The 26,525-nt window shown below is 68.1% G+C and carries 25 protein-coding genes; 12 read left to right on the top strand and 13 right to left on the bottom strand.

Features of this window, described 5'->3' with window-relative positions; all coding sequences use genetic code 11:
• Nucleotides 1-56 precede the first annotated feature (56 nt).
• Both FHW79_RS15490 and FHW79_RS15485 read left to right on the top strand, forming a co-directional pair.
• On the top strand, nucleotides 57-569 hold the full coding sequence (locus FHW79_RS15490; RefSeq protein WP_183179744.1) for a pentapeptide repeat-containing protein: 513 nt from the start codon (nucleotides 57-59) through the stop codon (nucleotides 567-569).
• Between the two features lie 170 nt (nucleotides 570-739).
• A complete protein-coding gene (locus tag FHW79_RS15485) occupies nucleotides 740-1,726 on the top strand; it encodes a GGDEF domain-containing protein (protein ID WP_247884396.1) in 987 nt (328 codons plus the stop codon).
• Nucleotides 1,727-1,750: 24 nt separating this feature from the next.
• Here the strand turns inward: FHW79_RS15485 and FHW79_RS15480 are convergent, their stop codons facing one another.
• Both FHW79_RS15480 and FHW79_RS15475 read right to left on the bottom strand, forming a co-directional pair.
• Nucleotides 1,751-2,914, bottom strand: a complete 1,164-nt coding sequence (locus tag FHW79_RS15480) for a nitronate monooxygenase (RefSeq protein WP_348984169.1) — start codon at nucleotides 2,912-2,914, stop codon at nucleotides 1,751-1,753.
• A 48-nt stretch (nucleotides 2,915-2,962) separates the two neighbouring features.
• A complete protein-coding gene (locus FHW79_RS15475) occupies nucleotides 2,963-5,014 on the bottom strand; it encodes a molybdopterin oxidoreductase family protein (RefSeq protein ID WP_183179741.1) in 2,052 nt (683 codons plus the stop codon).
• A gap of 222 nt (nucleotides 5,015-5,236) precedes the next feature.
• Here FHW79_RS15475 and FHW79_RS15470 point away from each other — a divergent pair, with 222 nt between their 5' ends.
• The 3 genes from FHW79_RS15470 to FHW79_RS15460 all read left to right on the top strand — a co-directional run bounded on the left by FHW79_RS15470 (nucleotide 5,237) and on the right by FHW79_RS15460 (nucleotide 8,124).
• On the top strand, nucleotides 5,237-5,992 hold the full coding sequence (locus FHW79_RS15470; RefSeq protein ID WP_183179740.1) for a transporter substrate-binding domain-containing protein: 756 nt from the start codon (nucleotides 5,237-5,239) through the stop codon (nucleotides 5,990-5,992).
• 70 nt (nucleotides 5,993-6,062) lie between these two features.
• A complete protein-coding gene (locus FHW79_RS15465) occupies nucleotides 6,063-7,634 on the top strand; it encodes a HAMP domain-containing methyl-accepting chemotaxis protein (protein WP_183179739.1) in 1,572 nt (523 codons plus the stop codon).
• Between the two features lie 133 nt (nucleotides 7,635-7,767).
• Nucleotides 7,768-8,124, top strand: coding sequence for a zinc ribbon domain-containing protein YjdM (locus FHW79_RS15460; protein ID WP_038527454.1), 357 nt, complete (start codon nucleotides 7,768-7,770; stop codon nucleotides 8,122-8,124).
• Nucleotides 8,125-8,215: 91 nt separating this feature from the next.
• Here the strand turns inward: FHW79_RS15460 and FHW79_RS15455 are convergent, their stop codons facing one another.
• The 3 genes from FHW79_RS15455 to FHW79_RS15445 form a co-directional block, all read right to left on the bottom strand.
• On the bottom strand, nucleotides 8,216-9,514 hold the full coding sequence (locus FHW79_RS15455) for a TRAP transporter large permease subunit (RefSeq protein WP_183179738.1): 1,299 nt from the start codon (nucleotides 9,512-9,514) through the stop codon (nucleotides 8,216-8,218).
• Complete coding sequence (locus FHW79_RS15450; RefSeq protein ID WP_145676770.1) at nucleotides 9,511-10,197, bottom strand: TRAP transporter small permease; 687 nt, start codon at nucleotides 10,195-10,197, stop codon at nucleotides 9,511-9,513. The genes FHW79_RS15455 and FHW79_RS15450 overlap by 4 nt, the downstream gene beginning before the upstream one ends.
• Nucleotides 10,198-10,316: 119 nt before the next feature.
• Nucleotides 10,317-11,327, bottom strand: a complete 1,011-nt coding sequence (locus tag FHW79_RS15445) for a TRAP transporter substrate-binding protein (protein WP_183179737.1) — start codon at nucleotides 11,325-11,327, stop codon at nucleotides 10,317-10,319.
• Between the two features lie 150 nt (nucleotides 11,328-11,477).
• Between FHW79_RS15445 and FHW79_RS15440 the strand changes: the two genes are divergently transcribed.
• The 3 genes from FHW79_RS15440 (at nucleotide 11,478) to FHW79_RS15430 (ending at nucleotide 15,998) form a co-directional block, all read left to right on the top strand.
• Nucleotides 11,478-13,508, top strand: coding sequence for a PAS domain S-box protein (locus FHW79_RS15440; protein WP_183179736.1), 2,031 nt, complete (start codon nucleotides 11,478-11,480; stop codon nucleotides 13,506-13,508).
• A complete protein-coding gene (locus FHW79_RS15435) occupies nucleotides 13,501-14,103 on the top strand; it encodes a response regulator (protein WP_183179735.1) in 603 nt (200 codons plus the stop codon). Before FHW79_RS15440 ends, FHW79_RS15435 begins: the two co-directional genes overlap by 8 nt.
• 131 nt (nucleotides 14,104-14,234) lie before the next feature.
• A complete protein-coding gene (locus tag FHW79_RS15430) occupies nucleotides 14,235-15,998 on the top strand; it encodes a sensor histidine kinase (protein ID WP_183179734.1) in 1,764 nt (587 codons plus the stop codon).
• A 24-nt stretch (nucleotides 15,999-16,022) separates the two neighbouring features.
• On the opposite strand, the gene FHW79_RS15425 is transcribed toward FHW79_RS15430, so the two are convergent.
• Both FHW79_RS15425 and FHW79_RS15420 read right to left on the bottom strand, forming a co-directional pair.
• Nucleotides 16,023-16,343 (bottom strand): hypothetical protein, encoded by a 321-nt coding sequence (locus tag FHW79_RS15425; protein WP_183179733.1) that lies wholly within the window; start codon nucleotides 16,341-16,343, stop codon nucleotides 16,023-16,025.
• Between the two features lie 527 nt (nucleotides 16,344-16,870).
• Nucleotides 16,871-17,158 (bottom strand): (2Fe-2S)-binding protein, encoded by a 288-nt coding sequence (locus FHW79_RS15420; protein WP_247884395.1) that lies wholly within the window; start codon nucleotides 17,156-17,158, stop codon nucleotides 16,871-16,873.
• 120 nt (nucleotides 17,159-17,278) lie between these two features.
• On the opposite strand from FHW79_RS15420, the gene FHW79_RS15415 reads away from it, so the two are divergent.
• A complete protein-coding gene (locus FHW79_RS15415) occupies nucleotides 17,279-18,316 on the top strand; it encodes a prolyl oligopeptidase family serine peptidase (protein ID WP_183179732.1) in 1,038 nt (345 codons plus the stop codon).
• Nucleotides 18,317-18,325: 9 nt separating this feature from the next.
• Nucleotides 18,326-19,285 (top strand): SAM-dependent methyltransferase, encoded by a 960-nt coding sequence (locus tag FHW79_RS15410; protein WP_183179731.1) that lies wholly within the window; start codon nucleotides 18,326-18,328, stop codon nucleotides 19,283-19,285.
• A 6-nt stretch (nucleotides 19,286-19,291) separates the two neighbouring features.
• Here the strand turns inward: FHW79_RS15410 and FHW79_RS15405 are convergent, their stop codons facing one another.
• Entirely contained in the window at nucleotides 19,292-20,347 is a 1,056-nt protein-coding gene (locus tag FHW79_RS15405; RefSeq protein ID WP_183179730.1) for a patatin-like phospholipase family protein, read from the bottom strand.
• 314 nt (nucleotides 20,348-20,661) lie between these two features.
• Between FHW79_RS15405 and FHW79_RS33265 the strand changes: the two genes are divergently transcribed.
• Complete coding sequence (locus FHW79_RS33265) at nucleotides 20,662-20,790, top strand: hypothetical protein (protein WP_282183997.1); 129 nt, start codon at nucleotides 20,662-20,664, stop codon at nucleotides 20,788-20,790.
• A 32-nt stretch (nucleotides 20,791-20,822) separates the two neighbouring features.
• On the opposite strand, the gene FHW79_RS15400 is transcribed toward FHW79_RS33265, so the two are convergent.
• The 4 genes from FHW79_RS15400 to FHW79_RS15385 all read right to left on the bottom strand — a co-directional run bounded on the left by FHW79_RS15400 (nucleotide 20,823) and on the right by FHW79_RS15385 (nucleotide 23,602).
• Nucleotides 20,823-21,446 (bottom strand): LysE family transporter, encoded by a 624-nt coding sequence (locus FHW79_RS15400; protein WP_183179729.1) that lies wholly within the window; start codon nucleotides 21,444-21,446, stop codon nucleotides 20,823-20,825.
• Nucleotides 21,447-21,465: 19 nt separating this feature from the next.
• Nucleotides 21,466-21,921 carry an Lrp/AsnC family transcriptional regulator gene (locus FHW79_RS15395; protein ID WP_183179728.1) on the bottom strand — a complete coding sequence of 152 codons (456 nt, stop codon included), beginning with the start codon at nucleotides 21,919-21,921 and terminating at the stop codon, nucleotides 21,466-21,468.
• A gap of 49 nt (nucleotides 21,922-21,970) precedes the next feature.
• Nucleotides 21,971-22,252, bottom strand: a complete 282-nt coding sequence (locus FHW79_RS33520; RefSeq protein ID WP_183179727.1) for a rubredoxin — start codon at nucleotides 22,250-22,252, stop codon at nucleotides 21,971-21,973.
• 87 nt (nucleotides 22,253-22,339) lie between these two features.
• The gene (locus FHW79_RS15385) at nucleotides 22,340-23,602 is read right to left on the bottom strand and encodes a pentapeptide repeat-containing protein (RefSeq protein ID WP_247884394.1); all 1,263 of its coding nucleotides are present in this window, start codon (nucleotides 23,600-23,602) and stop codon (nucleotides 22,340-22,342) included.
• A 427-nt stretch (nucleotides 23,603-24,029) separates the two neighbouring features.
• Between FHW79_RS15385 and FHW79_RS15380 the strand changes: the two genes are divergently transcribed.
• Nucleotides 24,030-24,614 carry a DUF882 domain-containing protein gene (locus tag FHW79_RS15380; protein ID WP_247884393.1) on the top strand — a complete coding sequence of 195 codons (585 nt, stop codon included), beginning with the start codon at nucleotides 24,030-24,032 and terminating at the stop codon, nucleotides 24,612-24,614.
• Between the two features lie 84 nt (nucleotides 24,615-24,698).
• Here FHW79_RS15380 and glmS read toward each other — a convergent pair whose 3' ends face one another.
• Entirely contained in the window at nucleotides 24,699-26,525 is a 1,827-nt protein-coding gene (glmS, locus tag FHW79_RS15375; RefSeq protein ID WP_183179724.1) for a glutamine--fructose-6-phosphate transaminase (isomerizing), read from the bottom strand.

Here is a 26,525-nt window from a genome sequence, read left to right as displayed (position 1 = left end):
CTTTTGTTGCGCCGGACCCTTTGTTATTCGGCCCGTGCGACACTATCTGTTGGCGCATGAAGACGACAATTTTCGCCGCCTTCGCGGTACTTGCCACCTTCCTGGGTACAGCCCTGGTTCCCTCCGCCGCTCTGGCCGAATGCACCGACCCGGCGCAGCCGAAGGTGAACTGGCGCCGCTGCTATTTCGACGGGCGCGATCTGTCGTCGGTGAAGCTGGCTGGGGCGATGCTGCGCGACGCCACATTCCAGCGGGCCACGCTGAAGGACGCCGACCTGTCGGAGACCGACGGTTACCGCGCGAAATTCTTCAGCGCCACCATGCCGGGGGTGAAGCTGGACGGCGCACGCCTGATCGAGGCCGACTTCACACGGGCCGACCTGTCGGGGGCTTCCCTGAAAGAAACGGACCTGCGCAACGCGAAACTGGTGAACGCGATCCTTCAGAGGGCCGACTTCACCGGAGCGCGGCTGGGCGGGGCGGACCTGCGGCACGCCGATCTGTCCGGCGCCATCTGGATCGATGGCACGACGGTTTGCGCAGAGAAATCCGTGGGCCAATGCAACTGAGGGAATCGTAAGTAAATTTCTTATCGATTGTAATATAATGACCGAACCCGAAAGTCGCTTGCCCGTCTCTTTCTCGCTGCGGTAGATTTTTTTCAAAGCGCGGTGGAAAGGCGGGCAAGATGGCGGGCGATCAGGATTTTGAGACGGCGCGAATTCTCGCAAGCCGCGCCATGGATCGGATTGCCACGCATGGCCTTTTGCCGAATCCCGAGAACTTCACCCTCTGGTACGCCTATTTTGGCGGGCAGAATCCGGAGCTGACACGGGCCATCGAACTGGCCCAGCGCGACGGTGCCACGCTGTCGCAAGGCCATTGCGACGAACTGTACAAGCGCTTCTTCACCCTCGACGCCGAGGCCCAGGCCATCCGCGAGACGTCGGAGCGGGCGCGCGTCGCCTTGGGACGCATCCTCGACCAGTTGGGCAGCGTCGGGTCGGAGACGGATCGCTACGGGCAGACCCTGGCCGGCTTCCGCGGGGAACTGGACCAGCCGATGAGCTTGGCCGAACTGCGCGCCATGGTGGCCGCCATCGCGGCGGAGACGACCGCCATCGTCGACCGCCAGACCCGCCTGCAGAGTCAGCTTCTCGAATCCAGCCAACAACTGGCCGAACTGCGCGTGGTTCTGGATTCGGCGCGACGGGAAGCGATGACCGACGGGCTGACCGGCATCGCCAACCGGCGCGGCTTCGATCTGGCGCTGGCCGCCGCCGCGGAGGAGGCGATGCAGACCGGCATGCCGATGACCCTGCTGATGGTGGACATCGATCATTTCAAACGGTTCAACGACGTCCACGGCCATCTCGTCGGCGACCATGTGCTGAAACTGGTCGCCAAGGTGCTGACCGAGGGGGTGAAGGGCCGCGACACCGTCGCCCGCTACGGCGGGGAGGAGTTCAGCGTTATCCTGCCCCACACCGCCCTCGCCAACGCGCTGAAGGTGGCCGAGCAGCTTCGCGCCTCCGTGGGGTCGCGGCAGATCATCAACCGGACGCGCAACGCCAATTACGGATCGGTGTCCCTGTCGGTCGGCGCCGCGGAATACCGGCCCGGCGAGGATCTGCTGGCCCTGCTGCGCCGCTCCGACGAGGCGCTCTACACCGCCAAGCGCGGCGGGCGCAACCGCGTCTGCGCCGAGGCCACAGTGGCGGGCTGACCGCCGACCGTCAGTCCTTGCCGGTCAGTTCTTTCCGGTCAGGCGCCGGACCGCGGCGTCGGTTTCGCCCGCCAGCCGTGCCATCAATTCCGCCGCCGTCTGCCGCCGCGCCAGACGGACGCCCTGTCCGGCCCACAGCGACAGGAACTCCGCCCGGCCGTGCTGCGCCGCGGCGGTGCGCATCGGGCGGGTCAGCGTGTTCTGCAAGGGGAAGGGAAGGGCATCGCCGTCCGCGATGTCGTCCATGACCCGGTTCACGATCCCGCGTGCCGGGCGGCCCGAGAAGGCGCGGGTCACCCGCGTCTCGGTCTCGCGGGCGTCGAGGATCGCTTGCTTGTGCGCCTCGGGGATGCCGGCCTCCGCGCAGGTCAGGAAGGCGGTGCCCATTTGCACCCCGGCGGCGCCGAGCGCCAGCGCCGCCGCGATGCCGCGCCCGTCCATGATGCCGCCGGACGCCAGCACCGGCAGGTCAACCGCGTCCGCCACCTGTGGAACGAGCGCCATGGTGCCGACCAGTCCGGCGGCGAAATCCACCTCTCCCGGGCCCGTTGCGAAGCTGCCGCGGTGCCCGCCGGCCTCGGCCCCCTGGGCGATCACGGCGTCCATGCCCGCCCTCTCCAGCGCAACGGCCTCCTCGACGCTGGTCGCCGTGCCCATCAGGAGCATGCCCCGCGCCTTGATGGCGGCCAGCGCGTCGGCGGGCGGGATGCCGAAGGTGAAGCTGAAGGCCGACGCCCCACAGTCCAGCGCCGCCGCCAGTTGGGCGGCGAAGCCGTCGGCGCCGAGAGCCGGTGTCCCGGGAGCGGGCAGGCCGAGGTCGGCGTGGTAGCGCGCGATGCGGGCGACCGCCGCGTCCATCGTTTCGGCGTCCGGCGCGTCGGGCGCGGGCAGGGGGGCGAACAGATTGATTCCGAAGGGGCGGGCGGTCCGGGCGCGGATCGTCCGTGCCCGTTCGGCAATCTGCTCCGGGCTCAGGTAGGCCGCCCCGATGAAGCCGATGCCGCCCGCCTCGCCCACCGCCGCGACGAGGTCCGCCGTGTCGGCGCCCCCGGCCATCGGGGCCTGGACGATGGGGTGGGACAGGCCCAGGCGCTGGGTCAGTGTGGTGTGAACCGGCATCGCGCCGCCCTCCGCTTTCGATGATCCGCAGAGGGAGGCTAGGGCAGTCCGGCCATCTTGAAAAACGATTTGTTCAGATGGGATGGATCATGTCCGGTGATGGATGCCGGGCTCGGCTCAGGCGGCGCGCAGCCACACCGCCGTGTCGTGGAAGGCGGCACCGCCGGCTGGCGGGATCGGCTCCGGCGAGGTCAGGGTGTTGATGCCGATCCCCTCCAGGAAGGCGCTGTTTGGCCAGATGCCCTCCACGATCACCACGCCGCGCGGCACCCCGGCGAAGGGCTTGGCGTGGACGACGACGCTGCCCAGCCCGTTGCCGAGCCGCACGGCGTCGCCATCGGCCAGGCTGAGGTCCGCGGCGTCCTCCGGATGGATCAGCGCGGTGGGGCGGCCTTCGCGGCGCTGGGCGGTCACCGTCTCGGTGAAGCTGGAATTGAGGAACTGCCGCGCCGGGGCGGTGACGAGGCGGAAGGGGTGCTCGGCGTCGGCCGGGCGGCCCGGCGCCATGTGGTCCGGCAGGTAGGGCAACTGGCCGGCGCCGTAGGGACCGAGCGCCGCCCAGTCGGGCGCGAAGCGGAAGCGCCCGTCCGGGAAGGCGAAGCCGTTCAGGAAATGCGAGGTCTCGAAATCCGGCTGGGCGTCGATCCAGCGCTGCTCGGTCAAGGTGGCGGCGTCGGTCAGGCCGGAGGTCTTCAGCATGGAGTCGATGATCTCCAGAGCGCTCATGCCGAAGCCGGGATGCTCGGCGCCGACGCGGCGCGCCAGTTCGGAAATCACCCAGTGGTTCTCGCGCGCCTCGAACTGCGGCTCGATCACCTTGCGGCCGATCAGGATGTGCATTTGCCCGCCGCCGCGGTAGAGGTCGTCATGCTCCAGGAAGGTGGTGGCGGGGATGACGATGTCGGCCAGCTGCGCCGTGTCGGTCATGAACTGCTCGTGCACCGCCACGAACAGGTCGTCGCGCAGGAAGCCGCGGCGCACGCGGGCGCTGTCCGGACAGATCGCCGCCGGGTTGGTGTTCTGGATCAGCATGGCGGTGACCGGGGGGCCGCCGGCGATGTCCTCGCCGGTCAGCACCGCGCCGATGCGCGACTGGTCGAAGCCGCGCACCGACGTGTCCAGCCGGTCCAGCCCCTCCGACAGGGTGCGGTCGATGCTGTAGATGCCGGAGGAACAGTAGAGCGCCCCGCCGCCCTTGTGCGCCCAGGCGCCGGTGACCACCGGCAGGCAGGACACCGCGTGCATCTGCGCCGCCCCGTTGTGGGCGCGCGTCAGCCCGTAGCCCAGCCGCAGATAGCTGCGCTTGGTCGTGCCGTAGAGGCGGGCGAAGCCGACGATCTCCTCCACCGTCAGGCCGGTGATCGCTGCCGCCCATTCAGGAGTGCGGGTGGCGAGATGCGCTTCGAGCCGGTCGGCCCCGGCGGCGTAGCGGTCGAGATAGGCGCGGTCGGCCAGCCCCTCGCGGAACAGGACGTGCATCACCGCGCAGGCCAGCGCGCCGTCGGTGCCGGGGCGCAGCATCAGATGCAGGTCCGATACCTCCGCCGTGCCGGTGCGGTAGGGGTCGATGGTGACCAGCTTCGCCCCACGGCCCTTGCGGGCGCGGCTGACGTGGGTCATTACGTTGACCTGGGTCGCCACCGGATTGCCGCCCCAGTTCACGATCAGGTCGCTGTCGGCCATCTCGCGCGGGTCGGCGCCGCGGATGTCGCCGTGTCCGGCCAGCCAGCCCATATTGGCCGGCGTGTCGCAGACTGTGCTGATCTGCCGGGAATAGCCCTTCGCGTGGCGCAGCCGCTGGATGCCGCCGCGCTGCACCAGCCCCATGGTGCCGGCGTAGAAATAGGGCCAGACGGCCTCTGCGCCGTGGACCCGCTCGGCGTCCAGGAAGGCGTCGGCAATGCGGTCCAGCGCCTCGTCCCAGCCGATTTCCGCCCACTGGCCGGAGCCCTTGGGGCCGGTGCGCCGAAGGGGCCGCTTCAGCCGGTCGGGGGAATGGACGCGCTCCGCGTAGCGGCTGACCTTCGCGCAGATGACGCCCGCGGTGTAGCTGTTGGCGGCGGCCCCGCGGACCTTGCCGATGCGGTCCGGCGCGACCCGCTCCACTTCGAGGGCGCAGGTGCTGGGGCAGTCGTGCGGGCAGGCGGTCGGCAGGAAGACGGAGTTCACGGGAGGACGCCTCGGCGCGGGGAAAGCGGCGGTCAGCTTATGTCCGGCTTACGGCTTTCCGCAACCGGTCAGGATTGTTTAAGGACCGCCATCAGATTTCAATATTGCAGCCCTATCCTTGTGGAGACGCGTCCCTGAAAGATGTATGTTTTCAGAAAAATACTCGCATAAGGCGGAGCAAGGCCGCTGCGAGCGCGGAACGACACAGCAAGGGGAAGCCGTATGATCGCGAATGTTGCCGGAGGCGCCCGGCGGACGCTGCGGGCGGGGGTGTTCGCCAGCCTGATCGGAGCCATGGTCGGAGCCGTTGCCGGTATGGCCGCTCCGGGAATCGCCGCGGCGCGGGCGGACGGGGGCAAGCTCGGCTATGTGGAATTTCCGCCCTACACCCAGACCGACGGCGGGGCGGCTAAGGGCAGCCTGATCGAGGCGTTCGACAAGGCCGCCAAGGCCGCCGGGATCGCCTACACCGCCGAATCGGCCCCGGCCCGCCGCCTCTTTTCCGGAATCGCGGACGGTGAGTTCCACATCTTCCTGGGCATCCGCACGGTCAAGGAGTTCGACGGCACCACACTGATCAGCGCCGCCCCCATTGCCCGGATCGAGCTGAACGCCTACGGCATCGGTGAAGCCCCGGCGGTCAAGGCGAAGGAGGATCTGTCGGGCAAGGCGGTCATCGCGCTGAACGGCTATTCCTACGGCGGCTGGCGCGCCTGGATGGAGGATCCGGCCAACAAGGTGCAGATGGTCGACGCGCGCACCGCCGATCAGGCGCTTCAGCTTCTCCAGGCCGGGCGGGCGCCGACGCTGCTGCAATATTCGCTGCCGATGCAGCAGGCCCTGGGCGGAAAGACGCTCGCCGAGTTGAAGGCGACGCCGGTCCAGAGCCTGGACGTCTACATCGTCGTGTCGAAGAAGACTCCGGACGCCGAGGCGGTTCTGGCGAAGCTCGAAGCCGGCTTCAAGGCAACTCAATAGCGCGAAGGCGGTCGCCTTCGGGCGCCGATCGTTTGGCAACCGTTTGTTCAGAAAGAGAAAAGGGCGGATCATGACGGACGGCGGACATCAGGGCGGCGGTGTGGGGCTGCGCCTGCGGGCGATGCTGCTGATCGGCGGCGTGCTTCTGGTCTATCAGGTGCTGGCCATCGCCTGGGGCGTGCATGGCTCGGCCAACCAGGCCAAGGAAACGCTGGCGGCGCGGGCCGACATGGTGGCCGCGCTCCAGGCCCGCGCCGCGGCGATCCCGCTCTACGATTTCGACACCGAACAGGTGCGCGAGGTCGCCAAGGCGCCGTCCTCCGACCCCGACTTCCTCGGCGCCCTGGTGCGCGACGACAAGGCCAAGCTGGTCGCGGAGGTCGGTGACACCAAGGCCGCGAAGGGCTTCATCGAGGTGGTGAAGCCGATCGTCGGCGGGCAGGCCGGGCAGCGCAAGACCATCGGCGAGTTCGTCCTGCGCCTGCGCACCGACCGGGTGGAGGCGCGGGTGACCGCCGACGCGGCGACCCAGATCGCCGTCGGGGCGGTCGCCTTCCTCGCCATCATGGCGGCGCTCTACCTTGTCGTCTCGGCCATCACGCGCCCGCTGATGCAGATTACCGCGATGGTCGGGCGGCTGGCCCAGGGCGACTACGCGGTCGCCGTGCCGGCGTTGGACCGCCGCGATGAGATGGGGGCAATGGCCCGCACCATCGACATGCTCCGCCAGAACGCCCAGCACCGCCAGCAGCTCGAAGCCGATAAGCTCGCCCGGCAGGCGGAGGAGGCGCAGCGGGGCGAGCGGCTGACCCGCCTTGCCGCCGCCTTCGACCGCTCGGTCCAGGCGACGGTCGGCGAGGCCTCGACCGCCGCCGCGCAGATGAAGGGCAGCGCCGGCAGCATGCTGGAGAGCGCGCTGCGCGCCGACCAGTGCAACGCCTCGGTGGCCGGAGCCGCCGACGAGACCAGCCGCACCGTCCAGACCGCCAGCGCGGCGGCGGAGCAGCTCACCCAGTCGATCCGCAGCATTGCCGAGAGCGTGAAGCAGTCGGTGGCCATGTCCGCCCAGGCCATCGACCGCGCCGACGCCAGCCGCAAGACGGTGGAGGCGCTGGCGGCCGGCGCCGCTAAGATCGGCGAGATCACCAGCCTCATCACCTCGATCGCCGGGCAGACCAACTTGCTGGCCTTGAACGCGACCATCGAGGCGGCGCGGGCCGGGGAGGCCGGCAAGGGATTCGCCGTGGTGGCCAGCGAGGTGAAGAATCTCGCCAGCCAGACCGCCAAGGCGACGGAGGAGATCGCCACCCAGATCGGCGCCATCCAGTCGGTCACCCAGGAGACCGTTTCGGCCATCGGCGCCATCACCGAAACCATCGGCCAGCTCAGCCAGCGCTCGGCGGAGATCGCCGCCTCGGTCCAGCAGCAGTTGGCCGCGACCGGCGAAATCGCCGAGAAGGTCCGCACCGTGGCCGGCGAGGCCGACACCGTGACCCGCAGCATCGCGGTCGCTTCCGGCGCCTCGTCGGAGGTGGCGACGGCGGCCCGCGAGTCGGTGGAGGTCGCCCAGACCCTCCAGGCGCGCTTCGTCGATCTGCGCGACGAGGTGCAGAAGTTCCTGGCCTCGATCAAGGCGGCGTAAACGGCCTTACGATGACACGCAACGTGCCCGCGGCGGGAGGAAATGCCCGCCGCGGGCACGTTGCGTTTCCGGATTTCGCTTCGCCACACTGGTGCCCCGCACTAGGATGCCGCTCCCGAACGGCGAGGATGATATGGACGACGGATTGAAGTGCCCGAAATGCAACTCCGAGCATGTCTATCAGGACGGCATGCTGTGGATCTGCCCCGAATGCGCCCATGAATGGAACCCGCAGGCCGAAGGCGGCGCGGGTGCGGACGCGGCGGCGGATCAAGGGGTGCGGGACGCCAACGGGAACGCGCTGAGCGACGGCGACGCGGTGACGGTCATCAAGGATTTGAAGGTGAAGGGCTCGTCCCTGGTCGTCAAGGGCGGCACCAAGGTGAAGAACATCCGTTTGGTCGACGGGGCCGACGGCCACAACATCGCCTGCAAGATCGACGGGATCGGCGCGATGAACCTGAAGTCGGAATTCGTCAAAAAGGCGTGACGGAGCCGGGCTTCTCCGAAAAGAGAAAACCCCTCGCCGGAGCGATCCGGCGAGGGGTTTTCCTTGTGGGCCATTGCCCGCGGGCAGGGGATTACATCATCCCCAGCGCGCGCGGCAGCCAAGTGGAAATGATCGGCACGTAGGTGATCAGCACCAGGAAGCCCAGCATCGCCAGCAGCCACGGCCAGACGGCCACGGTCAGCTCGGTGATGCCCATCTTGGTGATGCCCGACGCGACGTAGAGGTTCAGGCCCACCGGGGGATGGCACATGCCGACCTCCATGTTCACGACCATCATGATGCCGAAATGGACCGGGTCGATGCCCAGCTTCATGGCGACCGGGAACAGGATCGGCGCCATGATCAGCACGATGGACGACGGCTCCATGAAGTTGCCGGCCATCAGCAGAAGGATGTTCGTCACCAGCAGGAAGGCGATCACGCCCAGACCCTGGCTGACGATCCAGTCGGCAATGGCCTGCGGGATGTTCTCCGACGTCAGCACGAACGAGAACAGCACCGCGTTCGTGATGATGTAGAGCAGCATCGCCGACATGCTGGCCGAGGACAGCAGCACCTTCGGCACGCCGCGCAGCGGCATGTCCTTGTAGACGAAGACCGCGATGATGAAGGCGTAGACGGCGCTCATCGCCGCGGCTTCGGTCGGCGTGAAGATGCCGGAATAGATGCCGCCGATGACGATGACGATCAGCGACAGGCCCCAGATCGCTTCGCGGAAGGCCTTGAAGCGCTCGCCCAGGCTGGCCTTGGGTAGGCGCGGGTAGCCGAACTTGCGCGCGCGGTACCAGGTGACGCCGCCCAGAACGAAGGCCAGCATCAGGCCGGGGATGACGCCCGCCATGAAGAGCTGGCCGACCGAGGCGGCGTTCGGGCTGCCGCTGGTGGCGACGCAGTACATCACCATCACGATGGACGGCGGGATCAGGATGCCCAGCGCGCCCGAGGTGGTGATGACGCCGGCGCCGAACTGCTTCGGGAAGCCCTGCGCGACCATCGCCGGAAGCACGATGGAGCCGATGGCCACCACGGTCGCCGGGCTGGAGCCGGACACCGCCGCGAACAGGGCGCAGCCCATCACGCCGGCAAGGCCGAGGCCGCCGTGCCAGTGGCCGACCATCGCCGTGGCGAAGTTGATCATGCGTCGGGCCACGCCGCCGTGCGTCAGGAAGTTGCCGGCCAGGATGAAGAACGGGATCGCCATGATCTCGAACTTCTCGATGCCGGTGAACAGCTTCAGCGCCACGGCCTCGATCGGCACATGGGTCATGGTGAAGAGGAAGGTCAGAACCGTCAGGCCGAGCGAGATCGAGATCGGCATGCCGGTCAGCATCAGGACCAGCAGGAGGCCGAAGATGATGGCGGCGTTCATCGGTCGTTCTCCTTCGGTCCCTTAGCGGAATCAGGGCCGTTGCCGGGCTTGCGGCCCTCGTGATGGGCGATGTCGTGCGGGTGCAGGTTGTCGTCCATCTCGTACCAGTTGACGTCCTGCGCGGCGCGCTGCGGGTCGGTGATGTCCTCCTCCAGACCCTCGACATGGCCGTGGTCGTGGTGCGGCAGCTCGCCGGTGCGCAGGAAGTTCACCATCACCTGAAGGAAGCGGAAGCACATCAGGTAGGAGCCGAGCGGGATCGCCAGATAGATGATCCACATCGGCCATTCCAGGTCGGCCGACACCTGCTCGGTGTCCGACATGTGCCAGACGAAGGTGGACCCCATCGTGCCGACCACGCCGGTGAAGGTGGCGCCGGCCAGCAGGCCGAACACGATGAATTTCGCTCGCAGGGGCGTGGACAGCTTGTTGATGAGAACGTCCACACCCACATGGATGCCGGTACGGACACCGTAGGCGGCGCCGAACTTCGCCATCCAGACGAACATGTAGATGCACAGCTCCTGCGCCCAGGCCAGATTCCAGTGGAGGATGTAGTCCTGGATGATGGGGAAACCGGCGGCGTAACGGTGAGCGACGGAGACGAAGATGATCGTCGTCGCCGCGGCCATCAGGAAGGCGATAATAACCTCTTCCAGATGGTCTAGGATTTTCATGGGCATGGTGGCTCCGCGCGCAGGAGGAAGCGCCCGCGTCGAGTGAGCGGGCGCTTGCCGGGGGCTGTGCGTTGGTCTTGCTTGATTGGACCGGGCGGCCGGGCCGCCCGATCAGACGCTCTTGATCACTCGCACTTGGCGGCGTCGGTCTCGGTCTTGATGCTGGCCAGCAGTTCCTTGCCGACGCGCGACGCCATGTCCTGATGGACCGGCAGCATGGCCTGGCGCCACGACGCGCGCTCGTCCTTGGTCAGCTCGTAGAATTTGGTCTTGCCGGCGGCCTTCATCGCCTCCAGCGCCTTGTCGTTCTCTTCCTGGGCGATGTTGTTGGCGTACTCGGTCGCTTCCTTCATCGCGCCGTCGAGCTGGGTGCGGACGTCGGCCGGCAGGCCGTCCCAGAACTTCTTGTTCACGATGACCGCGTAACCCAGATAGCCGTGGTCGGAGAGCGTGGCGTGGCTCTGCACCTCGTGCATCTTCTGGGTGTACATGTTGGACGGCGGGTTCTCGGTGCCGTCGACGACGCCGGTCTGCAGGGCCTGATAGACCTCGGAGAAGGCCATCACCTGCGGCAGGGCGCCGAGCGCGCGCATCTGGGCGTCGAGCACCTTCGACGACTGGATGCGCATCTTGAGGCCCTTGAAGTCCGCCATGGCGTGCAGCGGCTTGTTGGCGCTCATGATCTTGAAGCCGTTGTCCCAATAGGCCAGACCGGTGATGCCCTTGTTCTCCAGCTTCTGGAACAGCTGCATGCCGATCGGGCCGGTGGTGACCTTCACCAGGGCGGCCTTGCAGGGGAAGATGTAGGGCAGGTCGAAGATCTCGAATTCCTTGGCGCCCAGCGGGCCGAACTTGGCCAGCGACGGAGCCAGCATCTGCACGGCGCCGAGCTGCAGGGCCTCCAGCTCCTCCTTGTCCTTGTAGAGCTGGCTGTTCGGATAGACCTCGACCTTCACCTTGCCGCCGGTGCGCTGCTCGGCCAGCTGCTTGAACTTCTCGGCGCCCTTGCCCTTCGGGGTCTCCGGAGCGACGACGTGGCTGAACTTGATGACGATCGGCTCCTGCGCGGTGGCGGCGGTGGCGGCCATCAGGCAGCCGGCGGCGACGGTGGCGCACAGCAGCGAAACGAACTTCATAGGGGTCATCCTCCACTTGTTGTTGGCCGGACTGATGGTGCGGCCTTTGATATTCTTTCATTGTTCGATAATTTCGCCGCCGACGCTATTGTGGAAATCCGTAGCTGTGAACGTGACGCATTGGTTGCCGTGCCAACACCTCTTCCCCCCATGAGCGGCGGTGCGGCCAGCACCGCCCACGGTCTTGGCCAGCGCGGCCCGGTGCAGGCGATGCCCATCGTGGCGATGGCGCTGGTCGTCCTTCTGTTCGGCGTCTTCCTGTGGGTGCTCCACCGCAGCGAGCGGGAGGAGGAAACGCTCACCCTCATCAAGGATGTGCTGTGGGTGGAGCAGAATCTCCATTTCCAGCTCACCTCCGACGAGGAGAAGCTGCAATATCTCGCCGAATCGCTGGGGCGCGAGGACACCACCCCGGTGAACTACTCGGTGATGGCGCGCCACATCGTGACGGTGAATCCGGCGATCCAGCGGGTGGTGCGGCTGGACCCGCAGGGCCGCCCGGTGCGGTCGGAACCGCCGGTGGAGGACGGGCCGGCGCTGGACGACGCCTTCGGCCCCAGCCCGCGCGCCGACGCCTTCCTGATCGCCCGCTCCTCGGGCCGCCGGGCCTATTCGGCGCCTTATCGGCTGGGCGCCGCGGACACCGCCTTCGAGATCGTCATCCCCATCTTCCGCGGGGACCGGTTCGCCGGCGCGCTCGCCGGCGTGCTGTCGATCGACGCCCTGCTGACCCATCACGTTCCCTGGTGGTTTGCCCAGCGCTACCAGCTGGAGGTCGTCGACCCCTACGGAGCGGTGCTGGGGACGAAGTCGCGCATCGCCATGCCGGAGCCGCGGCGCAGCCACGTCGTTCCCTTCGATCCGCCGGGGCACGGCCTGACCCTGGTCGCCACGCTGCACCAGCTGTCCGGCAACCTCGGGCGCAACATCCTGATCGCCGCCATCTTCGCGCTGACCGTTTCGGCGCTGTGGAGCCTGTGGGCGGTGCGCCGCCACATCGCCCGGCGCATCCGGGCGGAGGAGGCGCTGCGCGCCGAGCACGCCTTCCGCAAGGCGATGGAGGACAGCCTGACGGTTGGCATGCGCGCCCGCGATCTCGACGGGCGGATCATCTACGTGAACCCGGCCTTCTGCCGGATGGTCGGCTGGACGGCGGAGGAACTGGTCGGGGCCGGGCCGGTGATGCCCTACTGGCTGCCCGAGGATCTTGCCCACACCGAAGAGGTCTTCCGCGCCGTCCTGGCCGGCAACGCGCCGGCCAACGGCTTCGAGCTGCGTTTCCGCCGGGCCAACGGCGAGCGGTTCGACGCTCTGATCTACGAGGCTCCGCTGATCGACGCCAAGGGGCGGCACACCGGTTGGATGGGCTCCGTCCTCGACATCACCGAGCGCAAGCGGGCGGAGGAGCTGGCCCGCCAGCAGCAGGAGCGGCTTCAGCAGACGGCGCGGCTGATCACCATGGGCGAAATGGCCTCGACTCTGGCGCATGAGCTGAACCAGCCGCTCTCGGCCATCGCCAGCTACTGCACCGGTTGCCTCAACCGTCTTCAGGCCGGCAGCATCCGGCCCGAGGAGCTGGCGACGGCGCTGGAGAAGCTGTCCGGGCAGGCCAGGCGGGCCGGCCAGATCATCCGCCGGATCCACGATTTCGTGCGCAAGAGCGAACCCAACGTCGCCCCCTGCTGCCTGTCACGGGTGCTGGAGGATTGCGTCGCGCTGATGGAGGCCGACGCCCGCCAGCAGGGGGTGAAGCTGGTGCTGGAGGTGGGGCGTGGCCTGCCGGCTGTGATAGCCGACCGCATCCTGCTGCAGCAGGTGGTGGTGAACCTGATGCGCAACGGCATCGAAGCGATGGCGGCGACGCGCCGCGACCGCCGCCGGCTGAGCGTGACGGTGCAGGCGCTGGACGGGGCGCTCCTGACGCGCATCCAGGACCGCGGTTGTGGCATTTCGCCCGAAAATGCGGAAAAACTGTTTTCTCCCTTCTTCACCACAAAGACCGAGGGCATGGGCATGGGCCTGAACATCTGCCGGTCCATCATCGAGCACCACCAGGGGCGGCTGTGGTTCGAGCCCGCGCCGGATGGCGGCACCGTGTTCCTCTTCTCCCTGCCGGTCCTGTCCGAACCGCCGATGAGCGGCGTGGCGATTTCCCACGACGAGAGAGCCGCCGATGTGTGAGCCGAAGCTGCACATCGTCGACGACGACGAGGCGATCCGCGACGCCATGGGCTGGTTGTTCCAGTCGCGCAATGTGCCGGTGGCCTCCTGGCCGTCGGCGGAGGCGTTCCTTGCCGATTACGATCCCGCCATGAGCGGCTGTCTTCTCCTGGACATCCGCATGGAGGGGATGAGCGGGCTGGAGCTGTTCGACCGGCTGGCCGCCATGGGCTGCCGGATGCCCGTTCTGTTCCTGACCGGCCATGGCGACGTCCCCATCGCCGTGTCGGCGCTGAAGAAGGGCGCCCGCGATTTCGTGGAGAAGCCCTTCAACGACAACGACCTCGTCGATCGGGTGATCGAGGCGCTGGCCTTCGACGCCGGGGAGCGGGTACGGCAGGCCGGGCAGGCCGGCGTGGCCGCCCGGCTGGCCACCCTGACCCAGCGCGAACGGCAGGTGATGGCGCTGGTGGTGGCCGGCAAGCTGAACAAGGTCATCGCCGACGAGTTGGGGATCAGCATGCGGACCGTCGAGGTGCACCGCGCCCACGTCTTCGAGAAGATGGGGGTCAAAACGGCGGTGGAACTCGCCCGCATCCTCGCGGCGGTGGGGTGAGCGAGGGGGAGCGGCAACCGGCGGGCTTGACAGGCGGGTGGATGCGGGCGACCCATTGGGGTGAGAAGCGCGCCGCCTTTCCCTTTCCAGCCCGTACGCCATTCCGTTTCAGTCAACGGTCGGAGAGTGCCTTGCGACTGCCCTCGTCGACGCTTGGTCTGGGGCTCGCCGCCATCGCCCCGCTGCTGCTGTTCCTGGCGGTGGTGGTCTGGATTCTGGATCTCCGGCAACAGGACGTGCTGGCGGCGGAACTTGCGGCTCAGGCCCGTTCGGTGATGGTCGCGATCGACCGCGAGCTGGAAAGCAAGGCACGACCTCTCGAGCTTCTGGCGGCGTTGAGCCGCAGGACGGTGAACGATCTTCCCTTGTTGAAATCGGAAGCCGCGGAGGCCGTGCGCAGCCAGCCGGGCTGGCTGGCGATGGGGCTGGTCGCGGTGGAGGACATGTCCCTTCTGTTCCACACCCAGTACCCGCTGGGCGCTGCCTTGCCGCCGCCGCGTCTGGACGACGTCACCCGGCAAGTGGCCGCCTCGCGGAAGACGGTGGTTGGTGGTGTCCTGCCTCCGGGCGGGCCGCCGGGCCGTCCGGCGCTGATCGTCCGCGCGCCGGTTCTGGACCCGGATGACCCGGAGGGAACGCCGATCCGCCATGTGCTGTCGCTGGCGGTCGGGCTGGAGGGGCTCGACGCCGTGCTGCGCGGGTCCGGAATCCCCGCGGCCTGGACGGTGTCGGTCGTCGATCCCGGAATGGTCATCGCCGCGCGGTCCCACGACACGGAGCGGCATGTCGGCCAAAGGGTCAGGGACCTGATGGTGCCCCGGCTGATGGAACGGAATCCGGGGCTGTTTTCAGCGACGACGCGGGAGGGTCAAGAAGCGTTGGTGCTCGTTCACCGGTCGCAGCAGACCGGTTGGTCGATCATCGTGGCCGTCCCGTTCGAGCAGATCAGCAGCCAGTTGAACCGAACGCGCACCACCATCCTGGCCGGTGCGGCGGGCGCCGGCTTGGCGACGCTGGTGCTGTCGCTGGTGGTGACGCGCCACGTCCGCCGCCGCCGCCATGCGGAACGCGAGGCCCGCATCGCCCGCGAGGCCATGCTGGCGGAGCAGCGCCGCCGGCTGGAGGCCGAGAAGGAGCACGCCGAGGCCGCCAATCTGGCCAAATCCGATTTCCTGGCGAATATGAGCCATGAGTTGCGCACCCCGCTGAACGCGATCATCGGCTTCAGCGAGGCTCTGCTGTCCGGTCTGTTCGGCCCGAGCCCGCCGAAGCATCACGACTACATCGCCAGCATCCATGCCTCCGGCCAGCATCTGCTGTCGTTGGTCAACGACGTGCTGGACATGGCGAAGGTCGAGGCGGGGCGGCTGGAACTCTATCCGGAGCCGGTGCCGGTCGCCGTGCTGTTGGGGGAATGCCTGGAACTGATGGAGGCGCTGGCGGGTCCGAAGGGCGTGCGGGTGGAGGGTGTGCCCGTCGAGCACGGCCTGACGGTGATGGCCGATGCCATGCGCCTGCGTCAGGCCGTGCTGAACCTGCTGTCCAACGCCATCAAGTTCACGCCGGCGGGAGGCCGTGTGCGGGCCGATGCGGTGCGCGGCGAGGATGGCTGCGTGATTTTGACGATCACCGATTCCGGCATCGGCATGTCGCCGGAGGACATCCAGATCGCGCTTGAGCCCTTCCGTCAAGTGACCAGCTACATGACCAAAGCCCATTCCGGCACCGGGCTGGGGCTGCCGCTCGCCAAGCGTTTCGTGGAGGCCCATGGCGGGCGGCTGGACCTGCACAGCGTCCCCGGGGAGGGAACGGTGGTGCGCATCGTCCTGCCCGGCGCGTCAACGGCCAGCCCGTCGGCCGGGCAGGGGATCGTTGTGCTGCTCAAAGCTGAGTAACCGGTACCGTCCGGCCGCCGCTGGTCAGGCCGCCACGCGTTTCAGGCGGGCCTCCATGCTGTCAAGTCCGTCCGTCAACTCCGCCGCCGTCTGGTCGGCGATCGCCCGGGCGAAGGGCCAAGCGTCGTCCGTGGCGATGCGCGCTGCCTCGACGCGGGCTGACAAACGGTTGTGCTGGCCACGCAGGGCGTCCAGCGTGCGCTCCAGCACGTCCCGGCTCATGCCCTCGTGACCCTCGAGACCGAACCGCTCCACCTGAGACCGCAACCGGTCGAGCCGGTCGGCGGTGGTCTGAAGCAGGGAACGGCATTTGGTGTCATGGGCGTGCCGGTTGCGGCGGCTCATCTCTTGCTCCTCCCTTCGGATCCCTCGGGAACCCTTCGACCGGATGTGCGGCCGGAGTTCCGGCTCGGCGTCGCACGCAGGACACCAAAAAGGCCTGTGCATTGCAAAAATGCATTGCTGCGGCGCCAAAATAGGAAGTCCATCCGGTTGCCTTTCATAGACGTATGAAAAGCAATTCCAGTTCCAAAGGACTTGACTTTTTGTGTATCCTGCCCAGTCAGAAGCGTTCCGTGCCGCTCCGAATGCTTCGGATTTCTTGAATCCGGTTGAACACTTTCTGCACGATCGATCCCGCCCCGTCAAGCGGGCCAGGAGTGTAAGTCTATGGCGATTTGTCGCAGCCTAAAGGATGGGGCCATTCGAAAGAAAATGGTGCGAAACGACCGTTCTGTTCCCGAATAACACGCATGCCGTCTGGATTAAAATCGTGCTCAACGGCAATCAGGCGCCGAATTCTGCTTGAGCGCTGGTGCGGACCGCGGCGTGTTGTTGAAGAGATTTGAGGAGGTGAAGTGGAGCGAAGCCCGTCACTCGGCCGCAATGCCGTAAGGAAAGTTTTCGGCGTTGGCCGGTTCCGGCAGCGTGGCGGGACGCTGGGGCGCAGCGTGGCCTGGGCAGGTCGGGCATTGGTTCGCGCAGTGGCTTTGCACCATGTCCCGCATCATCGGCACGCATTTGCCGCACTGGACCTGACGCTCGTAATGCCGGAAAACGGAGGCCGGGGTGCGGGCGCCGTTCTCCAGCGCCTTGGTAACCTGCTTGTCGTTCAGCGCGTGGCAGATGCAGACGTACATGGGCCCCCGGCAGCGGTGCATGTTGTGCGGTCTTGCTGGGGCCAATGTGCTGCGACTGAGAATGATTGTCAATTGATCTGAATCATGACGGCCAAATTTGAGCGGATTGCGGCGGAATGTCACAGCCCTGGCGAACGGGGCATGCGGCTACCTCCGTCGTCGATGCCCTTCTTCAAGTGGTGGGAGGATGCGGTGCTGCGAATGGGGTGGCTGCTGATCATCGGGGCCGCGGTCCTCTGGGCTGGGGCCGCCGCGGCGGAGGTGGGCATGCGCGCGCTGTCCTTCACCAACCCGGCGGACGGCGGGGCCGCGCGCGTGGTGGTGTGGTATCCGACGGACGTGCCGGAAACGCCGGTGCGACGCGGCCCCTTCACGTTCCGGGTGGCGGAGGGCGCGCCGGTGGCCGAGGGGCGCCACCCGCTGGTGATGCTGTCTCATGGGTCCGGGGGGAGCGCTTTCGGGCACGCGGACACCGCCATGGCGCTGGCCCGGCGCGGCTATGTGGTCGCGGCGGTCCATCACCGCGGCAATGCCTTCGACGACGACCGGGATGCCGGCACGGAACGGATGTGGCGGAACCGCCCGGCCCAGCTTTCCGCTGCGCTCGATTACGTTCTGGCAGACCCGGATCTGGCTGGCCGGCTCGACGGCGACCGCATCGGCGCCTTCGGCTTCTCGGCCGGTGGTTACACGGTTCTGGTGGCGGCCGGCGGCGTGGCGGACCTGGGGCGCATCACCGCCCATTGCCGCACCCCGCCCGCCGGTGAGCGGTTCTGTCATCTTGGGAACGAGGAGACGCAGGCTCGTGTCGCGGCGCGCGACCCGCGCATCCGTGCCGCCGTCCTGATGGCGCCCGTCGGCGTTCCGTTCTCCAAGGGCGGCCTCGCCGGGGTGACGATCCCCATCCGCCTGTACCGGGCGGAGCGGGACGAACAGATCGCGGGCTCCCAGGTCGAGAAACTGCGTGAACGATTGCCCGTGCCGTTCGAGTACGAAGTCGTGCGCGATGCCGGGCATTTCGCCTTCCTGATGCCCGTACCCGCCGCCATCGCGGCGGAGGTCGGGCCGCCCGCCTGGGACCCGCCGGGTTTCGACCGGGCCGCCTTCCACGAGCGAATGAACGCGGAGATCGCCGATTTCTTCGACCGCACTCTTGCAATCGAACGCCAGGGGCGCTAGCCCCTCGGCATGAGCGACTCATCCGACACTTCGTCCGCCCGCGCGACCCCGGCGCAGACCCCTCTGGGGCAGACCATCTATCTGGCGCCCGAGGGCTTCGTTCAGGACCTCGTGGCCGAACTGGGCGACGTGGCGGCGGTGGAGGACCGGCTGGTCTTCGCCGATGGGCCGGCGCGTCCGGCGGCCTGGGCACAGAACATCTGGCACGACCCGGTGCGGATCGAGTTCGCGTCGATCAAGGAGGGCGCGCGGGCGCTCCGCTCCATCCAGCGCAACTGGGCGCTCTGGACGCTGCGCCATCACCGTCGGGCCAGCCTGATCCAGGACAACCTGCCCCATGTCTCGGCCAAGCCGGTGGTCTTCCCGTCGCCGCTGCCGACGGCGCCGCTGGGCTCCTGGACGCTGCTGGACGAAAACACCATCGTCGCGGCGGCGCGCTGCTCCAGCCCCTACCGCCACGGCGAGGTCACCTTCGTCGAGAACCGGACGGTGCCGCCCAACCGCGCCTATCTGAAGCTGTGGGAAGCGCTGACCCTGTTCGGCGAACAGCCGGGGCCGGGCGACCGCTGCATCGACCTCGGCGCCTGTCCCGGCGGCTGGAGCTGGGTGCTGCACGAGCTGGGTGCCAGCGTGGTCAGCGTCGACAAGGCACCGCTCGACCCGGCCATCGCCGCCCTGCCGCGCATCGAGTTCCGCCAGGAGAGCGCCTTCGGCCTGAAGCCGCAGGACGTCGGTCCGGTGGATTGGCTGTGCTGCGACGTGATCTGCTACCCCACGCGCCTGCTGCGGCTGGTGAACCAGTGGATGGAGAGCGGGCTGGCCAAGCGTTTCATCTGCACGCTGAAGTTCCAGGCCGAGACCGACCACGAGACGGCCCGCGCCTTCGCCGCCATCCCCGGCGGGCGGGTGCTGCACCTGAACCACAACAAGCACGAGCTGACCTGGATGTGGCCGGCGGCTTCCGTCTGAGCGCGGCTACGCCCGGCGCAGGGCCAGTTCCAGCGCCGGCTTGAGGATCGAGGCAGCGCCGTAGCCGATCTCCACCACCTCCTCCGCGCGGTCGAACTCCAGGATGCCGATGTGGGCGAGGCGGGGGGCGATCAGCACGTCCGGCGGCTCGCCGGCCAGGCGGGAGCGGGTGATGCGGTCCTGCATGATGTCGATGGACCCGGCCATCACGTCCATCACATTGGGCGGAACGTTGGAGGCCGGAGCGCGCGTCAGCTGGTCGGCGAGGAAGCGCGTGCGCGCCGCCGGCCGCCGCCCCATCCAGGAGGCGATCTGCGACGTCAGGGTGGAGAAGACGGGGGAGGTCGCATCCCCCGCCGGAGCCATCGCCACCTCCGGCACGGGCTGGGCCTGCTGCATTCGGGCCTCCTGCATCTGAGACGCCTGCATCTGGGCCGGCTTCGCCTCCGCCGCCTTGCGCAGCTTCGCGGCGCCGCGACCCGAGGGGCGGCTCAGCGGCGACAATTCGCTGTTCAGGTTGACCGCGATCACCACGTCCGCGCCCAGCGCGCGGCAGAGCGACACCGGCACCGGGTTGACCAGCGCGCCGTCCACCAGCCAATGGTCGTCGCGCCGCACCGCCGGAAACAGGCCGGGCATGGCGGCCGACGCCTGCACCGCGCTGAGCATCGGCCCGTCGCGCAGCCAGATCTCCCGCCCGGTGCCAAGGTCGGTGGCGACCGCGGCGAAGGGCTTGCGCAGCTGATCGATGGTGACTTCGGTGCGGTGGTTGCGGAAGCGATCGAAGGTGCGGTCGGCGGCCAGCAGCCCGCCGCGGCGGAAGGTCAGGTCGATGATGCCGAGCATGCCGAGCCAGCCCATGCTCTGCGCCCAGGCCTGCAACTCGTCCAGCTGGTCCGTCAGGTAGGCCGCGCCGACCACCGCGCCGATCGAGGTTCCGCAGATCACGTCGGGCTCGACCCCGATCTCCTCCAACGCGCGCAGCACGCCGATGTGCGCCCAGCCGCGCGCCGCCCCGCTGCCCAGGGCCAATCCGATCTTCAGTCCGCTCACCGCCAGCACCTCGTGTCTTGTGGGCTTGGTCAGGCTTGTCCGGCGCCGACGCGTCGATGGGTGTCCAAAGGGATTTGGGGCATCGGACCGTCGGTGGAAACCCTTCCATCCGGAGGACGCGGAACGCGCCCGGGGGCCTCCGCATGGGGGATGCCGAAAATTGTACCCGCTTTTGCCCTCTATTTGACTTGCATCAGTTTTTCTTCCGATTACCTGTGGCATTGCGATGGATGAAAGAGTTTCCGGGCGACGTTAACCAAACATCAACTGGAAGCGTCCAATGTCGCTCTCAACACGGACAGTCAGGGATGGCGGAGGTTGCCATGGCCCAGGAATTCAAGAGTTTCAAGAAGGATTGGCAGCGCTGGTCGGCGGCGGAGAAGCTGACGGCGGTGGCCATCCTGATCGTCGCCGCGGTCGCGCTGGGCGGCCCGGTGACCATTCTGCTCTGAGTTGCTCCGGGTGACCGGCGCATCCCGCCTCTTCACAAGAGGGAGGCGAGGGCCGCGATCCCGAACCCTCCCAGCACCGCGCCCGAGGCGCGGTTGATCCACAGCATGGCGGCGGGCGTGACCCGGCGCCGGAACGCCCCGACCGAGGCGCTGAGCCCCAACCACCACATCGCCGACCCAATGAAGACGCCCGCGACGAGCAGGGCGGCCACTCCGGTGCTGCTCCCGTCTCCGGCTGACACGCCCAGCCCGCCGAACACCGCGGCGAAGCTGAGGATCGTCGCCGGGTTGGCGAGGGTCAGCGCGAAGGTGGAGGCGTAGGCCCCGGCCAGACCACCGCCGCCGCGGGCGTCCGCGGCGCGCTCCGCCGGACGGGCGCGCAGGGTGCTCCAGCCCAGCCACAGCAGCATCAGCCCGCCCACCAGCTTCAACGCCACCTGGGCGCCGAGCAGCGCGTCGGTGACCAGGGCCACCCCGAAGCCGGCGATGGCGCCATAGACCGCGTCAGCGCTGGCCGCACCCAGCCCGCTGACGAAGCCGTGGGCCGGCCCGTCGGCCAGGGTGCGCCGGATGCACAGAAGCCCGATCGGCCCGACCGGGGCGGCGATGCTGAATCCGATGATCAGGCCCTTCAGCAGGGCGGGCAGGGCGTCCATGGCGAATGCTCCAAAGGCTTCAGTCTGACTCGATGGGAAGGATCGGCGTCTCCTTGACCGAGGAGAGCGCGATCACGGTGTGGGAGCGCACGACGCCGGGCAGCGCCTTCAGCCGGTCGGAGAGGAACCGCTCCAGCGCTTCCGTGTCAGCCACGCGCACCTTGAGCAGATAGGACCAGTCCCCGGTGACATGGTGGCATTCCTGGACCGCCGGCGTGGCGCGCATGGCGTCGCGGAAGGGCGCGTCATGCTCCGGCCGGTCGAGCAGCACCTCGACGAAGGCCAGCACGTCCAGCCCGGCGGCCTTCGGGGACAGGCGCGCCCCCCAGCCCTGGATCACGCCGTTGGCCTGCAGCTTCTTCAGCCGCTCGTTCACGGCGGACACCGACAGTCCGGCCGCCGTCCCGATGTCGGCGTAGGAAGCCCGCCCGTCGGCCTGGATGTGTGCGATGATTTTGCGGTCTGTATCGTCCATGGCCGCAATAATTCCTGAAAAGATGCGGAGATACAATAGTAATTTTCACCTAGTCACCCAGTCGGCGGAAATCCGGCTTTCCGGCGCCACAGCGCGGGCAGAACCAATCCGCCGGCAGGTCCTGGAAAGCGGTGCCCGCCGGCGCGCCGTGTTCCGGATCGCCGTCGCGGGGGTGGTACTCGTAGCCCGGGCAGTCGCCGCCGCCGCACCGCCAGATTTCGGACAGGCGCGGGTCCTCGGCCCGCGTAGGGCGGACAAACAGGGCCAGGATGACGGCAGGAAGCAGGCGTAAGGCACCACGCCGCTGAAGGAAGTGGAGAAGGGTGGGCATGGCGGTCCGTCCGGCAAATTGAGGAGCCGCACTATGCCCCGTGGTCCTTTGCGGGATGATGACGGTGGTGGAGCGAAGGGGGCCGGGTCAGCGCCGTCGTGGCGCCTTGCCCTTGAGATGCGCGCGCTGCAGCTTCGCGCCGGCCAGATCAGCCCCGTCCAGGTCGGCGTTCTCCAGATCGGCGTCGGTCAGATTGGCCTGCACCATGCGGGAATCGGTGAGCATGGCCTGCCGCAGGTCGGCGCCCATCAGATTGGCGGCCCATGAGCGGCCGGTGGGACGCCCGCTGGGGTCCTTGATTTCCGCCGGTCCCAGGTTGACCCGCGTCAGGTCGGCCCCGGTCAGCCGGGCGAAGCTGAGGTTGGCGCCGGACAGGTCGGCGCCCATCAGGTTGGCGCGCTCCAGATTGGCGCCCGAAAGGTCGGCCATCATCAGCCGGGCGCCGGTGAGCGCTGCGTCGGACAGGTTGGCGCCGCGCAGCGAGGCCGCGCTGAGATTGACGCCGCGCAGGTCGGCGCGGCTGAGGTCGGTGCCGTCCAGATCGGCGCGCTCCCCGCGCTGGCCGACACTGTCGATCCAGCGCTCATGATCGAAGATCGCCCGCTGGATTTCCGACCCTATGCTGTCGATCGGGCGGGTCATACAGGCGGAGCCGAGCTTGGCCTGGGAGAGGTCGCAATCGACCATCCGCGTGCCGACCAGATCGGCGTTGTTGAAGGTGCAGCCGTCCAGCAGGGCGCCGGTCAGGTTCGCTCCGTTCAGCCGCGCCCCCGACAGGTTGGCGTCGGTCAGCACCGCGCCGGTCAGGTCGGCGTTCTGAAGCACCGCCCCGCTCAGATCGGCGTCCGTCAGGTTGGCCCCGGCCAGGACGGCTCCGGTCAGGTCGGTCGGTATGCCGCCCTCCACCGTGACTCCGCCCTGAAGCCGGGCCAGGGCGGTGCGGTGGGTCTGCCGGGTGGCCTCGGCGTCTTGGGGGTCCAGATGGGCCTCCGAGGCGGTGCCGCGGCGGGCGGAGCCCCCCGGCTCCAGCGTGCCGGCGCGCAGGTCGGCGTCGCGCAGGTTGGCGTTGGAGAAATCGGCGGAGCGCAGCCGCGCGCCGCGCAGATCCGTCTGCATCAGGTTGGCGCGGGAGATGTCGGCGTCGCGCAGGTCCACGCCGAACAGGTCGGCGCCGGCCAGGTTGGTGCCGCTGAGCCGGCAGCGCGCCAGCTTTGCTCCGACAAGCCGGGCGCCGCGCAGATCGCGCTGCGACAGATCCGCGCCCTCCAGGTCCGCCAGCGCCAGGTTGGCGCGCGCACCGCCTGGCTGGCCCTTGATCCAACGGGCGTGCCGGTCCAGGACTTCGGCCAACTGATCGGGCCGAAGATAGGAGGGTGCCGGCGCTGGGGCTGTGGCGACGGGGGGCACGGGCAGGATTCTGGCGGGAGTTGTTTTCGCTATCCAAACTATGGGGGTAGATTCCTTACCGAAGGCTAAACGGTAAAGGTCTCGGCAGTACCCCTTATGGTTGCCGTTTTTTGCCTTGAGCTTGTCACGACCGGTCGCTGCGAAGACTCGGGCGAATCGGGGACGCTGCCCGCTGTGTTTCATCCCTGTAACGCACCCCGCGGCCCTGCCGGCCGTCGCATGGCCGTTCCGGCAAGCCCAGGAAGTACGGGCGTTTTAAAGACGTTAACCATTGGTTTCTTGACAGAAGCGGGGGCTCTGCCGCCAAAAGGCTCCGGACAAAAAGCGGGCGCTTCATACGCCACCCCGTTCGGGACCCCATGGAGGCATGATGACCGAGGCCAAATTCCAACCGACCCCAGCAGCCACGCTCGGCCGGAGGGAACTGTTGCGCATCGGTCTGGCGACGGCCGCCGCCGGGATGGTGATGGCCCCGGAGGTGTCGGAGGCGGCGTTGCGCGCCCCGCCGCGGCAGTTGGTCCTGCTCAACCTCCACACCGGCGAGCGGGTACGGGCGGAATACTGGTCCAAGGGCCGCTACCAGCGCGACGGCCTGCGCGAGATCAACCATCTGCTGCGCGACCATCGCACCGGGGCCGTGCACCCCATCGACCCGAAGCTGCTCGATCTGCTGCACGCCCTGACCCGCAAGGTCGGCAGCAAGACGCCGGTGCACATCATTTCCGGCTATCGCTCCCCCGAATCCAACGCCTGGCTGCGCGAACAGGACGGCAGCGGCGTTGCCCAGAACAGCTTCCACATGCAGGGCAAGGCCATCGACCTGCGGGTGCCCGGCCTGCCGCTGCGCACGCTGCAGCGCGCGGCGCTCAGCCTGCGCGGGGGTGGGGTGGGCTATTACCCGGACAGCAATTTCGTTCATGTCGACGTCGGCCCGAAGCGGCAGTGGGCCTCCTAGCCGGCCCCGCAAGGACAATGAAAAAAGCCCCCGCCGCGTGGACGGGGGCTTTTTCATTCGCTGAGCCGTCTTCGATCGGTCCCTTTACTCGACGGTGACCGACTTGGCGAGGTTGCGCGGCTGGTCGACGTCGGTGCCCTTCAGCACGGCGACGTGATAGGCCAGCAACTGCACCGGGATGGCGTAGAGCAGCGGGGCGACCAGCGGGTCGCAAGCCGGAAGCTCCAGCGACCAGCGGACCTTGTCGGACAGCTTGTCGATGCCCTTCTTGTCGGCGATCAGCAGCACCTTGCCCGACCGCGCGCAGACTTCCTGCACGTTGGACACGGTCTTTTCGAACAGGTTGTCCGACGGCACCAGGACGATCACCGGCACGCTCTCGTCGATCAGCGCGATGGGGCCGTGCTTCAGTTCACCCGCCGCGTAACCTTCGGCGTGGATGTAGCTGATTTCCTTCAGTTTCAGCGCGCCTTCCAGAGCCAGCGGGTACATCGCGCCGCGGCCCAGATAGAGCACGTCGCGGGCCTCCGCGACCTCCTGGGCCAGCTCGTGCAGGCGCTCGTCGTGGGCCAGAACGTCGGCGGCGCGGGCCGGCACCTCGCGCAGGGCCTGGGCGATCTGCTGCATCCGCTCCGCCGGGATGACGCCGCGGTCGTGACCGACCGTGACCGCCAGACAGGCCAGCGTGGTCAACTGCGTCGTGAAGGCCTTGGTCGAGGCGACGCCGATCTCCGGACCGGCCATGGTGTAGAGCACCGCGTCGGATTCGCGCGCGATGGTGCTTTCCGGCACGTTGACGATGGACAGGATCTTCTGGCCCTGGCGCTTGCAGTAGCGCAGAGCCTCCAGCGTATCCAGCGTCTCGCCCGACTGGCTGATGAACAGCGCCACGCCGCCCTCGGGCATCGGCGCCTCGCGGTAGCGGAACTCCGAGGCTATGTCGACCTCGACCGGCAGGCGGGCCAGCGTCTCGAACCAGTACTTTGCCACCACGCCGGCGTAATAGGCGGTGCCGCAGGCGACGATGGTCAGCTTCGTCGCCTTGGCGATGTCGAAGCTGGTTTCCGGCAGGGTGACGCGGCCGGTCTCCGGGTTGATGTAGGCGTTCAGCGTATCGCCGATGACCTGCGGCTGCTCGTAGATCTCCTTGAGCATGTAGTGCCGGTAGCCGTCCTTGCCGATCAGCGCGCCGGACAGGGCGGTGGTCTTGACCGGACGCTCCACCACCGCGTCGCTGGCGTCGTGGATCACGGCGGCGGTGCGGGTCAGTTCCACCCAGTCGCCGTCCTCCAGATAGCAGATGCGGTTGGTCAGCGGCGCCAGCGCGAAGGCGTCGGAGGCGAAATACATCTCCCCCTCTCCGTAGCCGACGGCCAGCGGCGTGCCGTGGCGGGCGCCGATCAGCATGTCCTCCTGGCCGGAGAACAGCAGCACCAGGGAGAAGGCGCCGGTGAAGCGCTTGAAGGAGGCGGAGGCGGCTTCGACCGGACCCAGCCCTTCCTTCTCCATGTAATAGGTGACGAGATGAGCGATCACCTCGGTGTCGGTGGCGCTCTCGAAGACATAGCCGTGCTCGATCAGCTCGGTCTTCAGCTCCTGGTAATTCTCGATGATGCCGTTGTGCACCACGGCCACGCGGTGGGTGGCGTGCGGGTGGGCGTTGTTCTCGGTCGGGCCGCCATGGGTGGCCCAGCGGGTGTGGCCGATGCCGATCACGCCCGGCAGCGGGGCCTCGCGCAGCTTGGCGTCGAGGTTGATCAGCTTGCCCTCGGCGCGGCGGCGCTCGATGCCGCCCTTGACCAGCGTGGCGACGCCGGCGCTGTCGTAACCACGGTATTCGAGGCGGCGGAGACCCTCGACGAGACGGGGGGCCGCGTCATGCGTGCCGATGATGCCGATGATGCCACACAT

Origin of the sequence: Azospirillum sp. OGB3 (genome assembly GCF_014192915.1) — a bacterium.
In the GTDB taxonomy this organism is placed as follows: Bacteria; Pseudomonadota; Alphaproteobacteria; order Azospirillales; family Azospirillaceae; genus Azospirillum.
This window is presented reverse-complemented; position numbering and strand designations above follow the sequence as displayed.